Source organism: Actinoplanes auranticolor (assembly GCF_018332655.1).
Lineage (GTDB): Bacteria > Actinomycetota > Actinomycetes > Mycobacteriales > Micromonosporaceae > Actinoplanes > Actinoplanes auranticolor.
Map to the genome: position 1 here is coordinate 86,131 of NZ_BOQL01000031.1, position 17,003 is coordinate 103,133.

Below are 17,003 nucleotides of genomic sequence, written 5' to 3' on the forward strand. Positions count from 1 at the left end.
GTTTCAGGCGCTCAGGAGCCGGCCAGCGCCAGCACGTCCTGGGCCGCCCGGGTGACCTTGCCGTCGGCGCCGGCCGCCGCGTAGACCGCCACGGTGTCGGCGGCGATCGCCGGCCACGCGAAGTCGTCGCGGACCCGGCGCCGGCCGCGGCGGGCCAGGCGGCGGGCGTAGTGCCGGTCGGCCGGGACGTCGCCGACCGAGGCGGCCAGCGAAGCCGGATCCTGCGGACTGAAGCGCACCCCGGTCACGCCGTGCTCGACGATCTCGGCCAGCCCGCCGGTCTGCGACACCGCCGTCGGTGACCGGGAACTCCGGCGGGTCGTCCGGGGCGCGGACGATGTGCACACCCTCGGCGTACTCCTCGCGCAGCGCGCCGGGGGCGTGCCGGGTCACCACCGTCACCTCGTTCGTCCCGGCCGCCGCGGTGGGCGCCCTGGTAGCGGTACTCGGTGGGCGCGAGGGGTGCGCAGTCCGAGCGGGGTGAGCAGCGCGGCGCCGACCGCGCGGACGGCGGCCCGGTCGCGGTCGCGCTCGGCCGGGCCGGCCAGCGGCGGTGCGGCAGGGACCACGCCGGCAACTGGTCGGGCCGCAGCGAGGGGTCGTCGTCGAAGGCGCCGGCACCCAGCGGGTAGGCCGAGGTGGGCCCGTCCACCACGTCGTACAGCCAGCCCTCGGGCGCTCGGTAGCGGGCGGCGAACGAGGCCCGGGCGTGCCGGGCCCGCAGCTCATCCGAGTCGCGGCCGGCCTCCTCCAGCAGGTCGCCCAGCGCGGCCAGTGCGTTCACCCAGAGCACGTTGATCTTCACCGGTTTGCCGATCCGCGGCGTCACCGGCCCGTGCTCGGGTGCGCAGGCCGCACGCCGTGCCGGAGGCGAATCCGCCCAGCCCGTCGGTGACCGGCCACTCGTGCTCGGTGCCGCCGTCGGCCGCGAGCGAACCGCAGGTCTGTGGTTCGAGAATGATCGGCATCGTCATGCGGGAAGCTCACTCAGCGCCACCATGGCGCAATGCTCATTGTGGAACCTGTTAAACCACCCAATTTCATGGAATGTCCGCAGCGAATGGGGGAAGTCTCAGTGGGTAACCGGACAGTCGCCGGGACGCCGCCAGTCCCATCGGTGAGAATGACCGCTGACACGGTCGCACAGGATTGAGCCCCGCCCGGGCGGGGAAGACACGGCCCGCCCCCGCGGCGAGGCCTCGCGGCCGCAGGGCACCAACGGTCGAGGGTGGGAGCAGCACATGCAGGTGTGGCCGGGTCACCGGTATCCACTGGGCGCGACGTACGACGGCACGGGCACCAACTTCGCGATCTTCTCCGAGGTCGCCGAGGCCGTGGAGCTGTGCCTGTTCGATCCGTCGGGCAACGAGCGGAAGGTACAGCTGCACGAGCAGGACGCCTTCGTCTGGCACGCCTACCTGCCCGGGGTCGAGCCGGGTCAGCGTTACGGCTACCGGGTCTACGGGCCGTACGACCCGTCGCGGGGGCTGCGGTGCAATCCGCACAAGCTCCTGCTGGACCCGTACGCGCGGGCGGTCGACGCGGACATCGCGTGGCACCCCTCGCTGTACGCCTACGACTTCGACAACCCGGACGAGATGTCGGACCTCGACTCGGCGCCGCACATGGCCAAGGGTGTCGTGGTCAACCCGTACTTCGACTGGGGCAACGACCGCCGGCCGGACATCCCGTACCACCACTCGGTGATCTACGAGACGCACGTCAAGGGCCTGACCGAGCGGCACCCCGAGGTGCCCCGGGACATGCGCGGCACGTACGCGGCCATCGGCCACCCGGCGATCATCGAGCACCTCAAGCAGCTCGGGGTGACCGCGGTCGAGCTGATGCCGGTGCACCAGTTCGTGCACGACAACCGCCTGGCGGACCTGGGACTGCGCAACTACTGGGGTTACAACACGCTGGGGTTCTTCGCGCCGTACCACGGTTATTCGGCGATGGGGTCGCTCGGCCAGCAGACCAGCGAGTTCCGGGCCATGGTCAAGGCGCTGCACATGGCCGGCATGGAGGTCATCCTCGACGTCGTCTACAACCACACCGCGGAGGGCAACCACCTCGGCCCGACGCTGAGCCTCAAGGGCATCGACAACCGGACCTACTACCGTCTGGTCGACGATCAGCCCAATTTCTACATGGACTACACGGGTACGGGTAACAGCCTCAACGTGCGCAGCCCGCAGAGCCTCCAGCTCATCATGGACTCGCTGCGGTACTGGGTGACCGAGATGCACGTCGACGGTTTCCGCTTCGACCTCGCCTCCACGCTGGCCCGCGAGTTCTACGACGTCGACCGCCTGTCCACCTTCTTCGAGGTCGTCCAGCAGGACCCGGTGGTCGGGCAGGTCAAGCTCATCGCCGAGCCCTGGGACGTCGGCCCGGGCGGCTACCAGGTCGGCAACTTCCCGCCCAACTGGACCGAATGGAACGGCAAGTACCGCGACACCGTGCGCGACTTCTGGCGCGGCGAGCCGGCCACGCTGGCCGAGTTCGCCAGCCGCATCACCGGCTCGGCCGACCTCTACCAGGACGACGGCCGCAAGCCGTTCCACTCGATCAACTTCGTGACCGCGCACGACGGCTTCACCCTCAACGACCTGGTCTCGTACAACGACAAGCACAACGAGGCCAACAACGAGGAGAACCGCGACGGCGAGAGCCACAACCGGTCCTGGAACTGCGGCACCGAGGGCCCGACCGACGACCAGCAGGTGCTGCAGCTGCGGGCCAAGCAGCGCCGCAACTTCCTGGCCACGCTGATGCTCAGCCAGGGCGTGCCGATGATCTCGCACGGCGACGAGCTGGGCCGCACCCAGCAGGGCAACAACAACGCGTACTGCCAGGACAACGAGATCAGCTGGATCGACTGGGACAACGCCGACGAGACGCTGCTGGAGTTCACCCGCAAGCTGACCGCGTTCCGCCACCGCCACCAGGTCTTCCAGCGCCGGCGCTTCTTCACCGGCCTGCCGGTGACCGCGCGTGGCGGCGGCGACCCGCTGCCCGACCTGGAGTGGTTCACCCCGGACGGCCGGCAGATGGCCGGTGACGACTGGGGCAACGACTTCGGCCGGGCCGTGGCCCTGTTCGTCAACGGCGAGGGCATCCGCGAGCGCGGCCAGTACGGCCAGCGCCACGTGGACAGCTCCTTCCTGCTCTTCTTCAACGCCCACGACGCGCCCATCGAGTTCCATACGCCCCCCGCGGAGTACGGCGAGAAGTGGGAGAAGGTCATCGAGACCGCGGAACCGTCCCCGGACCGGCCCTCGGTCGTCGAGGCCGGCTCCTCCATCCTCGTGCCGGACCGCTCGCTCATCGTCTTGGACAGGACGGTTTAAATTGCCCCCCTCTGCTACTTACCGTGTCCAGGTCCGCCCCGAATTCCCCCTGAAGTCCACGGCCGAACTCGCCGAATACCTGGCCGACCTCGGCGTCAGCCACCTCTACACCGCGCCGCTGCTGGCCGCGACGCCCGGCTCCGAGCACGGCTACGACGTCGTCGACCACAACCAGGTCAACCCCGCGCTCGGCGGCGAGGAGGGCCGGCTGGCGCTCAAGGTCGCCCTGGACGGGGCCGGCCTGGGCCTGGTGATCGACATCGTGCCCAACCACGCCGGCGTGGGCGTCCCGTCCCACAACCCGACGTGGTGGGACGTGCTCAAGCACGGCGAGCAGTCGGCGTACGCGAAGTTCTACGACATCGACTGGTCCCGCGGCCGGCTGCTGCTGCCGGTGCTGGCCGACGACCCGGCCGCGCTGGACGAGCTGAAGGTCGAGGGCGACGAGCTCCACTACTACGACAAGCGCTACCCGATCGCCGACGGCACCGGCGGGGGCACCGCCCGCGAGGTGCACGACCGCCAGCACTACGAACTGGTCAACTGGACCCGCGGCGACTCGGAGCTGAACTACCGCCGGTTCTTCGCCATCGTCGACCTGGCCGGCCTGCGGGTCGAGGACCCCGAGGTCTTCGAGGCGACCCACCGCGAGATCCTGCGCTGGTACGACGAGGGCGCGGTGCAGGGCATCCGGGTCGACCACCCGGACGGCCTGCGTGACCCCGGCGACTACCTGCGCCGGCTGCACGAGCGCGCCCCGGACGCCTGGCTCACGGTCGAGAAGATCCTCGAGCCCGGCGAGGAGCTCCCGGACTGGCCGGTGGCCGGCACGACGGGCTACGACGCGCTGTCCGAGGTCTGCGGCGTCTTCGTGGACCCGGGCACGGAGGCGTTCTTCGACACCCTCGACCATCACCTGACCGGCGGTGAGCGCAGCTGGCAGGACCTGGTGCACGAGACCAAGCTGCAGGCCGCGACCACGCTGCTCGCCGCCGAACTGGCCCGGATGTGCCGGCTGGTGCCGGAGATCGAGGCCGCTCCGCGCGCGCTGGCCGAGCTGGCCGCCTGCTTCCCGGTCTACCGGTCCTACCTGCCGTTCGGCACCCGGCACCTGGCCAAGGCGCGGTCCGAGGCGGGCCGGCGGCGCCCCGGCCTGATCCCGGCCCTGGACCAGCTCACCGCCCGGCTGCGGCGCCCCGACGACGAGCTGGCCGCCCGGTTCCAGCAGTACACCGGCGCGGTCATGGCCAAGGGCGTCGAGGACACCGCGTTCTACCGGTGGACCCGGTTCACCGCCCGCAACGAGGTCGGCAACGACCCGGCCAAGTTCGGGGTCTATCCCGACGAGTTCCACGAGTACGCCGGCGAGCGGCAGCGCCGGTGGCCGGAGACGATGACCACGCTCTCCACCCACGACACCAAGCGCAGTGAGGACGTGCGGGCCCGGCTCGCCGTGCTCAGCGAGCTGCCCGGGGACTGGACCGAGGTGGTGCGCCGCTGGGTGCGCGCCGCCCCGCTGAGCGATCCGGCGCTGGCCCACCTGATCTGGCAGGCCGCCGTCGGGGCCTGGCCGATCGAGCGGGAGCGGCTGCAGGCGTACGCGCTCAAGGCCGCCCGCGAGGGCGCGGCCGCCACCACCTGGCAGCACCCGGACGAGCGGTTCGAGACGGCGCTGCGCGAGATGGTCGACAAGATCTACGACGACCCGGCCCTGCACACCGAGATCGGTGACTTCGCCGCGTCGATCACCGCGCCGGGCTGGGCCAACTCGCTGGGCCAGAAGCTGGTCCAGCTGGCCATGCCGGGCGTGCCCGACACCTACCAGGGCACCGAGCTGTGGGACTTCTCGCTGGTCGACCCGGACAACCGGCGGCCGGTCGACTTCGGCCTGCGGCGCGAGCTGCTGGGCCGCCTCGACGACGGCTGGCAGCCGCCGGTCGACGAGACCGGCGCGGCGAAGCTGCTGGTGACCAGCCGTACGTTGCGGTTGCGCCGGCAGCGGCCGGAGCTGTTCACCGGCTACCGCAGCGTCTACGCCGAGGGCCGGGTCTCCGACCACGTGCTCGCCTTCGACCGCGGCGGCGTGGTGGCCGTGGCGACCCGGCTGCCGGTCGGATTGTCACGCCACGGCGGCTGGCACGACACCACGCTGACACTCGACGGCCACACGTGGACGGAAGTGTTCACGAATACCAGTTACGGCGGTAACCGCCTGGCGGTGGCCGATCTGCTGCACACCTATCCCGTCGCACTGCTGGTGAAAGAGTAATGACGCTCTTCGAAGTCTGGGTTCCCGAGAAGACCGTCCGGCTGCGGATCGACGGAACGGACCGTGACATGGAACGCGGCGACGACGGCTGGTGGCGCCTCGACGTGCCGGAGGCCGGGCCGGGCACCGACTACGCGTACCTGCTGCCGGACCACGACGGCGCGCTGCCGGATCCGCGCTCGGCGTGGCAACCCGAAGGCGTGCACGGTCCCAGCCGGGTGTACGACCACTCGGCCTTCGCCTGGACCGACGCTTCCTGGACCGGTCGCCAGCTGCCCGGCTCGGTCCTCTACGAGCTGCACGTCGGCACGTTCACCCCGCAGGGCACCTTCGACGCCGCGATCGAGCGGCTGGACCACCTGGTCGAGCTCGGCGTGGACCTGGTCGAGCTGCTGCCGGTGAACTCCTTCAACGGCGAGTACAACTGGGGTTACGACGGCGTCTGCTGGTACGCCCCGCACGAGGTGTACGGCGGCCCGGACGGTCTCAAGCGCTTCGTGGACGCCGCCCACCGTAAGGGCATCGGGGTGGTGCTGGACGTCGTCTACAACCACTTCGGCCCCAGCGGCGCGTACGCCCCGATGTTCGCGCCGTACCTCAGCGCCGCCGGCAGCAACCCGTGGGGCGACTCGGTCAACCTCGACGGGCCGCTGTCGGAGGAGGTCCGCCGCTACATCATCGACAACGTGCTCAGCTGGCTGCGCGACTACCACGTCGACGGGTTGCGGCTCGACGCCGTGCATGCGCTGGCCGACCACAACGCCGTACACCTGCTGGAGCAGCTGGCGGCCGAGGTGGAGAGCCTGTCCACCCACCTGAACAGGCCGCTGTCGCTGATCGCCGAGTCGGACCTCAACGACCCGAAGCTGATCACCGGTCGCGAGGCGAACGGCTACGGCCTGCAGGGCCAGTGGGACGACGACGTGCACCACGTCCTGCACGCGCTGCTGACCGGCGAGCGGCAGGGCTACTACGGCGACTTCGGCTCGCTGGAGAGCCTGGAGACCGTACTGACCGGGGCGTTCTTCCACGCCGGCACGTGGTCCAGCTTCCGCCGCCGGCGGCACGGCCGCCCGGTCGACCGGACCCGGATCCCGGGCCACCGGTTCGTCGCCTACCTGCAGAACCACGACCAGATCGGCAACCGGGCGATCGGTGACCGGCTGTCCGCGACCCTGTCGCCGGGCCGGCTCAAGATCGGCGCCACGCTGCTGTTCACCTCGCCGTTCACCCCGATGCTGTTCATGGGCGAGGAATGGGCGGCCAGCAACCCGTGGCAGTTCTTCACCAGCCACCCGGAGCCGGAGCTGGCCGCGGCCGTGCAGAACGGCCGGCGCCGCGAGTTCGCCTCGCACGGCTGGGCCGAGGCCGAGGTGCCGGACCCGCAGGACCCCGCCACGTTCGAGCGCTCCAAGCTGGACTGGGACGAGCGGGAGAAGCCCGGCCACGCGGAGATCCTCCAGCTGCACCGGCAGTTGATCGCGCTGCGCCGCAGCCGCGCCGACCTGTCCGACCCGCGCCTGGACAAGGTCGAGGTCTGGCACGGCGACCAGTACGTGGTGATGCGCCGCGGTGACTGCGCGGTGGCCGTGAACCTGGCGGCGGGCCCGCAGACGATCAGCCTGCGGGCGGTGCCGCGCAGCGTGCTGCTCGCCACCGAGCAGGGCGTCGTCCTGCAGCGCGACCGGGTCGAGCTCCCGCCGGAGTCGGCCGTGGTGGTCGCCTTCCGCTGAGTGCGGTGACCCGGCGGTCAGCGGTGCAGGTTCGTCCTGGCCACGGCCGCCGGGTTCCGCGCCGCCGTCCGGGCGCCGCGCCAGCGCTGGCTCAGCGGGTAGGCCAGCGCGCGGCTGCCGTGCACCAGGCCGGTGGGATGCAGGTCCGCCGCGACGTTGCGCACCGGGTCGAACGCCAGATCCGCGTCCTGTTTCGCGGCCAGCGCCGCGCCGAAACGCAGCCGGCCGACGACCTCGACGGCCGCGCCGTCGGCCAGAGCGAGCAGCAGGACCGCGCCGTCGTGCCGGGCCGCGGCCGTCACGGATTCGAGGGTACGGCCGAGCGGTCCGGCGTCCGGGTCGGCCTGCACACCGAGGTGGAACGTACGTCCGGAGCCGGTCCGGTACGGCAGGATCGACCCGTACACGGTGTCGAAGCTCGTCCGGGGCACCGGCACGTGACGCAGCACCCGGCCCTTGCCGGAGGTGGAGAAGAGCAGGTCGTGCCGCCGTCCCGCGACGGGCCCGTGCACCCGTACGGCGACGCCGAGGATGTCGGCGCGGCCGGGCCGGGTGCCGATGCCCTTGGAGATCCGCAGGGTGACCGGATGCCGGCCCGGGCGGTCGAACAGCTCCGCGCCGGTCGGCTGGAGCGCACCCCAGACCTCCAGATCCCCGGTGAACGAGCGGCCGTCGGGATGCAGGAAGCGGCGTTCCCGGGAGCGAGCGACCCGCACTGCCACGGCGGTGCCGAGGGCAGCCACTGCCACGACAGGAACGATTCTCATGTGGTCCCGGTACCCCGGATTTCGTGCCACCATGCGGACCCGTCGCACGGGTACGCCACGATGGCGTCATGCCGGGAGACAAGCAGCGCGCCAAGCGTAAGACCAAATGGTATGAGGGGTGCGATTGCACCATCTGCGAGCTGCCGTCTCTGGGCCTCGGCCTGGTGTCGGCGATCCTGCTCGCCTTGTCCCGGCCGACCCGTGCGGGTGCCGGCTCACGCACTGGCAGCGCCGTCATGGCCGCTATCCGTGGTTATCGCCGGCTATCGCCCCGACTGCCGACCCGCTGCCGCTTCGCGCCCACGTGCAGCGCCTACGGGTTGGAGGCGGTGCAGCGCTACGGCGCGGGCGAGGGCCTGCGGCTGACCACACGGCGGCTGCGGCGCTGCCGGCCCGGCGTCGGGTACGGGACCGCGGATCCCCTTCCGTGACCTTCGTCGGAAACGATGGGCGATCCGGTACAGGGACGGGAGTGCGGTGTCGATGATGGACGACGAGAGCGGCGAGGTGCGGGTCCGCAAGGTGGTCGTGCACCGGCGCGTGCCCGCCCAGCGCCGCCCCCGCCGGGCCCGGACGCAGCGCGCGCTGACCGGGCTCCGGCGCTCCTTCGCCCAGCCCGGGTTCGCCCGGACCGACTTGCTGACCCGCACCTGGGGCGGCTCGCTGGCGCCGTGGCGGCTGGTGGCCGTCGGGGTGATCATCGTCATGATGCTGGCGTTCGCCTGGGTGCGGCTCTTCCACATCGGCCCGCCCTCGGTCGAGGACCTGCGCCGCGCCGCCGGGGTCGACGAGTGGCAGACGCTGCCCATCGCGGTCAAGGACGATCAACCCGGCATCGCCGAGCGGGATCCCGAGACCGGCAAGTGGGCCGGCTTCGACATCGACATCGCGTACATGATCGCCGAAGATCTGGGCTTCCGCCGCGACGAGGTGCTCTTCTACGGCATCGAGAGCGAGGACCGGGCCCGGATGGAGGCCACCGACCTGGAGGGCAAGCCGGTGCCGGTCAAGATGGTGATCGCGAGCTACAGCATCACGCCGGAGCGCGAGCGCGAGCCCAACGTCATGTTCACCCAGTCGTACCTGCACACCGAGCAGTCGGTGATCACGTTGAAGGGTTCCGACAAGGTCGCCAGCCTCGAGGAATTCCGAGACAAGACCGTCTGCTCTTTGTCCAGCTCCACCAGCGCCCAGGCGGCTGCCGATTCCCGCGCCAAGCTGCGGCAGCGTAACCGCGTATCGGAGTGCTTCCGACTGCTGGACGACAAGAAGGTCGACGCGGTCAGCACCGACGCCGCGATTCTCGGCGGCTACAAGGCGCGTTTTCCGGACAAGTACGACCACTGGGACCTGGGCCTGGACAAGACCGAGGCGTGGGGGGTCAGCGTCGGCGCCAACGCGGCCCTGCGCGACCTGGTCAACATCACGCTCTACCGCTCCTTCAAAGACCCGAAGGACTCGCGCTGGGAGGAGGCGTACAAGAGCAAGATTCTCCCCGAGACGGTACTGAACGAGGCGGCCGACGGTCAGCTCGTGCCGCTGTCCCGGCCGGGACAGCCGGTCACCGCCCGGCCCCGGGTCCGCGAGCTGCCCTGGGAGGAGGTGGTCCCGTGACCGTGACGCCGATGGCCCGGCCGGCCCGCCGCGTGCGCCGCAACCAGCTCAACTGGGTGCTCACCGCCCTGCCGGCGTTCCCGCTGGTGCTGCTCGTGCTCCGGCTCTGGTACCTGAGCCGCCAGGACCTGCCGACGATGCTGCTGCTGGTGCAGTACATCAGCCCGCTCGGCATGATCAGCGCGCTGATCATCACGTTGATCTGGACCATCCCGGCGGTCGTGCTGGTGCTGCGGGTCCTCGGCGGCCTGCTGCTGATCAGCTCGCCGGACCAGGAGGAGGCGGCCCGGCGTTCGTTGCTCGCGCTCACCGCCCTGCGCATGCCGGACTGGGTGGTGGGGGTCGCGGTCGCGCTGGCCGGCTTCACCTGGCAGCTGCGGCTGCTGCCCACCCTGCTCATGCTGGTCGCGGTGATCCTGGCGCTGACCGCGGTGCAGCGCTACCCCGGTGAGCGCCGGATGCTGACCGTGGTCACCCTGGTGGTCCCGGTCGTGCTCGGCCTGCTGATCCTGATCTGGGTCCGGCCCGGCATCCGGGTGTCGCTGGCCGCGGGCGACTACGGCACCGCCGCGCTGCTGATCGCCCCCTCGCTGCTCGGCTGGCTGCTCACCGGCCCGCTCCCGCCCCGCGCCGCGCGGCTGGCCACGCACTGGCCGGCCGTGGGCGCGATGATCGTCGCCCCCTTCGTGATCGGCGTGGTCTTCCTGCGCGCGCCGGTGCTGCCCAACAGCGCCGTGGAGGTCGGCGCCCGGGGTGCCGCCGTCGAGGTGCTCCGCGGCCAGCTGATCACCGTCGACGACACCGCCACCACGATCCTGCAGCGCGGCGGCGAGGTGCGCTTCATCCCCAACGACGAGGTCCGGTCCAAGACCCTGTGCCCGGAGCCGATCCGGACGCAGAAAAGCCGGATCACGGTACGCGGCTGGCCGATCGACGAGTCCGCGCTCGAATGGGTCGCACCGACCCGGCAGGTCACCGACGTCGACCCGCGCTGCCTCGGGCGGCCGCTATGACCTCGGGATTTGCGCGGGTACGCACGGGTTGTCGCGACGCGCCGCCGACCACGTGCAGACAGGTTGGACCGGACCTGGCAGGCTGCACGCCATGACCTTGCACCTGCGGTGGGCGGCCGTCACCGATAGAGGCCACGTCCGGAGCAACAACCAGGACGCTTACTACGCCGGTGACCGGCTCCTCGTCGTTGCGGACGGAATGGGCGGCATGGCCGCCGGCGACGTCGCGAGCCGCCTCGCCGTCGAGGCGATGACCTCCCTCGACGTGCCGATCGACAACGACAGCCAGATGGACGCGCTGCACAAGGCGCTCGAGGTGGCCAACGGCCGGATCGCCGAGACCGTCGCCACCGACGCCGCCCTGCAGGGCATGGGCACCACGCTGACCGCCGTGATCTTCTCCGGCGACCGCGCCGCCCTCGCCCACGTCGGCGACTCCCGGGCCTACCTGCTGCGCGACGGCCGGCTCAACCAGCTCACCAAGGACGACACGTACGTGCAGATGCTGGTGGACCAGGGCCTGATCCGGCCGGAGGAGGCGGGCAGCCACCCGCGCCGCGCGGTCGTCACCCAGGCGCTGCAGGGCGAGCCGGTCAGCCCGTCGTACGTGATCGTCGAGCCCGAGCCCGGCGACCGCTGGCTGCTGTGCAGCGACGGCCTCACCACCGTGGTCTCCGCCGAGCGGATCGAGGCCGAGATGCTCGCCTGCGACGCGCCGCAGAGCTGCGCCGAGCGCCTGCTCGACCTCGCGTTGCAGGGCGGCGGCCCGGACAACATCACGGTGATCGTCGCCGATTTGACCGCCGTCGACTGAGCGTCGAGATCCCGGGCCGCCGCGGCTTCCCGCAACGGCCCGGGGCTGCGGTACCTTACTCCGGTCGCGGGACGGCCAGCCGCGGCTCTGCTGCGGGTGGTGATGACGACGGGACGGCTGTCGGCACAGTCAGCCGTGACGCTGGTGCTCGTCGCCGCCGTCACGGCGATCGGCACGTACGCGGTGCCCGCCGGAGCCGGCCAGCGACTCTTCACCGACGCCGCCCAGTGCGCCGCGGGCGTGCTCGCCGCCGTGGTCTGCTTCGCCGCCGGACGGGACAGGTCGGGTCACCGGCGCCGCTGGCGCATCCTGCTCGGCACCGGCCTGGCCGGATTCGCGGTGGTGCGCCTGTGGTGGACCATCAGCGACGTCCTCGAGCGCACCCGTGAAGTCGCGGCCGACCTGACCGACATCGGCGTGCTCGCCCTGCCGGTCTTCACCGTGCTCGCCCTCGTGGCCGGCTCGATGGCCCTGCCGCGGCCGGTGCAGGCGTCGCTGCGCCGGGACCGGATCGTGCTGGTCATCGACAGCGTCCTGATCGCGGGCTCGCTGCTGGCGCTGGTCTGGTCGGCGGTGCCCCGGCGGATCTTCGACGAGGTGGGGGAGAACCCCTGGATCGTGGGCTTCGCGGCGGCGTACCCGGTCGCCGACCTGCTGATCGCCGTGATGGTCGTGCTGCTGCTGGCCACCCGCCCGGCCTCCCGGGCGGCGCGGGTGCCGCTGCGGCTCACCGCGCTGGCCATGCTGGCCCTGGGCGTCTCCGACACGCTGCGGCTGCTGCAGCTGAGCAGCGGCGTGCTCACCCCGGTCGAGTCGGCCGGCTACCTGCTCGGGCCGGCGCTGCTCGCCCTGGCGGCGATCAGCAACCCCGGGCTGGGCGAGCCGAGCCTCGACGAGCACGCCGAGGCGGAGTGGCTGCACCTGCTGCTGCCGTACGTGCCGGTCGTCGCCACCGGTGTGGTCATCGCGGTGCGCACCGGTACGGGCGGCCAGCTGACGTCGTACGAGGCGTACCTCGGGTGGCTCGGCCTCGGGCTGGTGGTGGCCCGGCAGATGTTCACCATCGTCGACAACACGGTGCTGCTCGCCCGCGTCTCCGAGGGCCAGCAACGGCTGCACCACCAGGCGTACCACGACTCGCTGACCGGCCTGGCCAACCGGGCGCTGTTCCGCGAACGGCTGGTGCTGGCCCTCGACGCGTACCGGCACCGCGGCGTACCGGTGGCGCTGCTCTTCGCCGACCTGGACGACTTCAAGCTGATCAACGACAGCTTCGGCCACGCCATGGGCGACCGGCTGCTGCGCGCGATCGGCGACCGGCTGGTCGCCGCGGCCGGCCCCGGCGCCCTGGTGGCCCGCCTCGGGGGCGACGAGTTCGCGGTGCTGCTCGACCACCGCGCCGCCGACGCCGAACCGGCCGGGCACCGCATCCTGGCCGCGCTGCGCGAACCGTTCGTCATCGACGGCCACACCGTCGGGGTCAGCGCCAGCCTCGGCCTGGTCGTCCCCGAGCCCGGTGACATCGAACTGTCCGCGGACACCCTGCTGCGCCGCGCGGACGCGGCGATGTACGTCAGCAAGCGCCGCGGCAAGAACGCCCTCGCCCGCTACTCCGGCGGCGCCGACGGCGGACCGAACGCGGACCTGCCGCACCTGCTGGCCCGGGCCCTGTCCGGCGCACCGGCGGCGGCCGGCTTCGAGGTCTACTACCAGCCGATCGTCCGGCTCACCGACGGCGCGATCGTCGCGGTGGAGGCGCTGGCCCGGTGGACCGACCCGGTGGCGGGACCGGTCGACCCGGACGTGTTCGTGACGGTCGCGGAACGCACCGGGCTGGTCGCGGCGATCGACGACTTCGTGCTGGACCGGGCCTGCGCGGACGCGGCGGGGCTGGCCAACACGTACGGCCGGCCGATCGACGTGCACGTGAACGTCTCCGCGGCCCGGCTGGGGCAGCACGGGCTGGAGGAGGCGGTGGCCCAGGCGCTGGACCGGCACAACGTACGGCCGTCCCGGCTGGTCGTGGAGATCACCGAGACCCGCCGCATCCCGGACATGCCCCGCGCGATCGAGGTCGCGGAACGCCTGCGCCGGCGCGGGGTACGGGTGGCCCTGGACGACTTCGGCAGCGGGTACAACGCGCTGGCGCAGCTGCACTCGCTGCCGGTGGACATCGTGAAGCTGGACTCGTCCCTGACCGATGTGGACGTGTCACCGGAGCGGGCCGGGGCGTTGTGCCGTTCCGTGCTGGCGATCTGCGCCGAGCTCGGGATCGCGGTGGTGGCCGAGGGGATCGAGACGCCTGCCCGTGCTCACGCCCTCGCCGCGCTGGGGTGTCATCTCGGGCAGGGATATCTGTTCGGTCAGCCCGGGCCTGTTCACCGCCTCACCGCGACCATTCCGGCCCAGCCTTCCCCGCATCCCTCGAAGCACCTGGCGTCCTAGTTCTGCTGGTTGCTCAGCGGGTCCGGGGGTTCAGACGGCGCGTCGGTGGGGCTGTTGTCGGGTCTTCCGGCCAGGGGTGGCGGGGGTAGCGGCCGCGGAGTTCCGCTCGGACCTGGGGGTAGCCCGTTGACCAGAAGGATGCGAGGTCCCGGGTTACCGCTACCGGCCGGCCGGCTGGGGACAGCAGGTGCAGCAGGACCGGGATGCGGCCGTCGGCCAGGCGGGGGGCTTCGCGCCAGCCGAAGGCTTCCTGGACCTTGACCGCCAGGACCGGCGCTGCCGGGTCCGTGTAGTCGACTCTGACCTGGGAGCCGCTCGGGACCGGTAGGCGTTCCGGGGCTATGTCGTCCAGGCGGCCGGCCACCGACCAGGGGAGCAGGCGGCGGAGGGCGCCGGCGACGTCGATCCTGGCGAGGTCGGCGCGGCGGCGGGACTGGCCCAGGGGGAGCCAGTCCTCCAGGCTTTTGAGCAGGGATTCGTCGTCCACGGCCGGCCACGGGGGTCCCAGGGCGGCGTGGGCGAAGGCCAGGCGTTCGCGGAGTTCGGTCGCTGCCCGGGACCAGGTGAGCAGGGTGAGACCTTCGCGGCGGAGGCCGTCGAGCAGGGCGGCTCGCAGCCGGGCCGGGTCGGGCTTGTCGATGCGGCGTTCCACCAGGGTTATCGCGCCCAGGCGTTCGGTGCGGCGGGCCACCACGTCGCCGTCCAGCCAGCCGATCTCCGTGCCCGACTCCAGCAGGGTTGCGGCCGCCTCGCGGGCCGTCGCCTCGTCCAGTGGGGCGGCGCTGCGGATGCGGGCGGTGCGGGCGCCCGGGGCGCGGTCCGCATCAGCGATGGCCAGCCAGGTCGTGCCGGCCAGGCCGCTGCCGCCGGTGAGGTCGGCGGCGGTCCCGCCGGCCATCAGGTACGCCCGCCCGCCTTGTTCGCGCACCTTGGCCACCCGTTCCGGGTACGCCAGGCCGACGATCAGCCCGGCAGCCAGATCATCGGCCAGCCACTCGCGACCGCCGTCACTGCTGTTCGGGATTGCCGATGTCAGGCGGCGGACTTCCGTGCGCCAGGCCGGGTCGCGGTCGGTGCGGGCCCGGCGCCAGGCTGCGGCCAGGTCGTCGGCCGTGCGGTCCGCGTCCAGCAGGGCCACCACCTCGGCCGCCCGGCGGGCTCCGATGGTGGTGGCGCCGTCCAGGAGGGCTCGGGCCAGGCGGGGGTGCAGGCCCGCGTCGGCCAGGGCGCGACCCCGGGCGGTGATCCGGCCGTCGGTGTCCGTGGCGCCCAGGGCTCGCAGGGTGGCCGTGGCCACCTGCATCGCGCCGGTGGGTGGGGGGTCGGGGAGGCTCAGGCCGGTGCCGTCGGGATGGCCCCATTCCGCCAGGTTCAGAGCGAATCCCGTCAGGTCCGCGGCGGCGATCTCCGGTTCCGGTTGGGCCGGTAGGCGGTCGTGCCGGGCCTGGGACCAGCAGCGGTAGACCCGGCCGGGGGCCTCGCGGCCGGCCCGGCCGGCGCGCTGGGTCGCCGACGCCCGGGAGACCGGCACCGTGACCAGGGCGCCCAGGCCGCGGCTGTGGTCCATCCGGGGGACGCGGCTCAGGCCGGCGTCGACCACCGCACGGACGCCGGGGACCGTCAGGCTGCTCTCCGCGACCGCGGTGGCCAGCACGACTCGGCGCACCGGGCTGGGGCGCAGGGCGGCGTCCTGAGTGGAGCCCGACTGGCGGCCGTGCAACGGGACGATCTCCGCGTCGATGCCGCGCAGTCTGGTCGCGACCGTTTCGATCTCGCGGGCGCCCGGCAGGAACGCGAGCACGTCGCCGTCGCCCCCGGCCAGGGCCCGGCGGATCGTCGTGGCCACGTGGTCGAGCAGTTTGGGGTCCACGCGCAGGCCGTGCGGGGGAGTGATCGGCTGCGGTGGTGGTGACCAGTGCACCTCGACGGGATACAGGGCGGCCTGGGCCTCCACGACCGGTGCGTCGCCGAGGACCTCGGCCAGGCGTTGCGACTCGGCGGTCGCCGACGTGGCCAGGACGTGCAGGTCGGGGCGCAGGGCCGCGCGGACCTCGATGAGGAAGGCCAGCGCCAGGTCCGAGTCCAGGTGGCGTTCGTGGCACTCGTCGAGGATCACCACCGCCGTGCCCGCCAGTTCCGGGTCGCGGTGCAGCCGGCGTACCAGGACACCGGTGGTCACGACCTCGACCCGGGTCCGGGCCGAGACGCGCCGGTCACCGCGCACCGTGTAACCCACCCGCTCGCCCACCTGCTCGCCGAGCAGGGCCGCCATCCGGCGGGCCGCGGCGCGGGCCGCGACCCGGCGGGGCTCGGCCACCACCACCTTCGCGGTGGGTGCGGCCCCGGCCAGGGCCAGCGGGACCAGCGTCGTCTTGCCCGTGCCCGGGGGCGCGACCAGCACCGCCGCACCCGCACCGGCCAGGGCGGCGGTGACCTCCTTCAGGACCGCGCGGATGGGCAGGTCGGGCAGGGCGTCCGCGGCGATCAGCACCGGACCAGTCTCGCGTACGGCCGCCTGGACGGCCCCGGCGCGGGGCAGGAAACTGCTGGCGTGTCAGTCGTCATCAATGGCCAACAATAGGCAGAGTGACGTTGTGAACTTGAAGGAGTGGGCGGCAGTCACTGGGATCTCGTACGCGCCCGCGCGGCGGCGGTTCGAGTCGGGAACGCTGCCCGTTCCTGCGTACCGGCTGGGGCGCCTGATCATGGTCGGCGAGCCGTTGACCGGTGCAGTCCGGCCCGCGGAGCAGGTCGTGGTGTACGCCCGGGGGTCGTCGGCAGATCAGAAGCCGGATCTGGATCGGCAGGTCGCCCGGGTCGTCGTGTGGGCTACCGGCCGGGGTGTGGCCGTGGACCGCGTAGTGACCGAGGTCGGCTCGGCGCTTGATGGGCAGCGCAAGAAGTTCGTCGTCCTGCTGCGCGGCCTAGCCGTAACGACAAGGGCGGTCGAGCACCGGAACCGGTGCGCCCGCCGGTACGGCCGTCGCGGCGCGGC

The 17,003-nt window shown here is 72.3% G+C and carries 12 protein-coding genes and 1 pseudogene; 9 read left to right on the top strand and 4 right to left on the bottom strand.

Annotated elements, in window-relative coordinates; translation table 11 throughout:
- Window positions 1-11: 11 nt before the first annotated feature.
- Window positions 12-290: a glycosyltransferase gene (locus tag Aau02nite_RS20625; protein ID WP_246595304.1), complete on the bottom strand. Its 279-nt coding sequence runs from the start codon at window positions 288-290 to the stop codon at window positions 12-14.
- Window positions 245-874: pseudogene (locus Aau02nite_RS20630) on the bottom strand (amylo-alpha-1,6-glucosidase); the annotation flags it as partial. The gene Aau02nite_RS20625 and the pseudogene Aau02nite_RS20630, both read right to left, overlap by 46 nt.
- A gap of 367 nt (window positions 875-1,241) precedes the next feature.
- Between Aau02nite_RS20630 and glgX the strand changes: the two are divergent.
- Genes glgX through treZ form a run of 3 tightly spaced genes read left to right on the top strand, consistent with a single transcriptional unit; the run spans window position 1,242 to window position 7,355 of the window.
- Window positions 1,242-3,353, top strand: a complete 2,112-nt coding sequence (gene glgX / locus Aau02nite_RS20640) for a glycogen debranching protein GlgX (RefSeq protein WP_212990159.1) — start codon at window positions 1,242-1,244, stop codon at window positions 3,351-3,353.
- 1 nt (window position 3,354) lies between these two features.
- Window positions 3,355-5,622: a malto-oligosyltrehalose synthase gene (gene treY, locus Aau02nite_RS20645; protein WP_212990160.1), complete on the top strand. Its 2,268-nt coding sequence runs from the start codon at window positions 3,355-3,357 to the stop codon at window positions 5,620-5,622.
- Entirely contained in the window at window positions 5,622-7,355 is a 1,734-nt protein-coding gene (treZ, locus tag Aau02nite_RS20650) for a malto-oligosyltrehalose trehalohydrolase (protein WP_212990161.1), read from the top strand. Before treY ends, treZ begins: the two co-directional genes overlap by 1 nt.
- Window positions 7,356-7,372: 17 nt before the next feature.
- Here treZ and Aau02nite_RS20655 read toward each other — a convergent pair whose 3' ends face one another.
- Complete coding sequence (locus Aau02nite_RS20655; protein WP_212990162.1) at window positions 7,373-8,122, bottom strand: hypothetical protein; 750 nt, start codon at window positions 8,120-8,122, stop codon at window positions 7,373-7,375.
- Between the two features lie 68 nt (window positions 8,123-8,190).
- Here Aau02nite_RS20655 and yidD point away from each other — a divergent pair, with 68 nt between their 5' ends.
- From yidD to Aau02nite_RS20680, 5 genes are all read left to right on the top strand, one after another.
- A complete protein-coding gene (yidD, locus tag Aau02nite_RS48075; protein WP_212990163.1) occupies window positions 8,191-8,553 on the top strand; it encodes a membrane protein insertion efficiency factor YidD in 363 nt (120 codons plus the stop codon).
- Between the two features lie 55 nt (window positions 8,554-8,608).
- On the top strand, window positions 8,609-9,736 hold the full coding sequence (locus tag Aau02nite_RS20665; RefSeq protein WP_212990164.1) for a transporter substrate-binding domain-containing protein: 1,128 nt from the start codon (window positions 8,609-8,611) through the stop codon (window positions 9,734-9,736).
- Complete coding sequence (locus Aau02nite_RS20670) at window positions 9,733-10,749, top strand: hypothetical protein (RefSeq protein ID WP_246595306.1); 1,017 nt, start codon at window positions 9,733-9,735, stop codon at window positions 10,747-10,749. Before Aau02nite_RS20665 ends, Aau02nite_RS20670 begins: the two co-directional genes overlap by 4 nt.
- 91 nt (window positions 10,750-10,840) lie before the next feature.
- Window positions 10,841-11,563, top strand: a complete 723-nt coding sequence (locus Aau02nite_RS20675) for a PP2C family protein-serine/threonine phosphatase (RefSeq protein WP_212990165.1) — start codon at window positions 10,841-10,843, stop codon at window positions 11,561-11,563.
- Between the two features lie 135 nt (window positions 11,564-11,698).
- Window positions 11,699-14,008, top strand: a complete 2,310-nt coding sequence (locus Aau02nite_RS20680) for a putative bifunctional diguanylate cyclase/phosphodiesterase (RefSeq protein WP_246595307.1) — start codon at window positions 11,699-11,701, stop codon at window positions 14,006-14,008.
- Between the two features lie 13 nt (window positions 14,009-14,021).
- Here Aau02nite_RS20680 and hrpB read toward each other — a convergent pair whose 3' ends face one another.
- Entirely contained in the window at window positions 14,022-16,493 is a 2,472-nt protein-coding gene (gene hrpB / locus Aau02nite_RS20685) for an ATP-dependent helicase HrpB (protein ID WP_212990175.1), read from the bottom strand.
- 109 nt (window positions 16,494-16,602) lie between these two features.
- Between hrpB and Aau02nite_RS20690 the strand changes: the two genes are divergently transcribed.
- Window positions 16,603-17,003: recombinase family protein (locus tag Aau02nite_RS20690; protein WP_212990167.1), on the top strand; the 401-nt coding region annotated here is incomplete at its 3' end.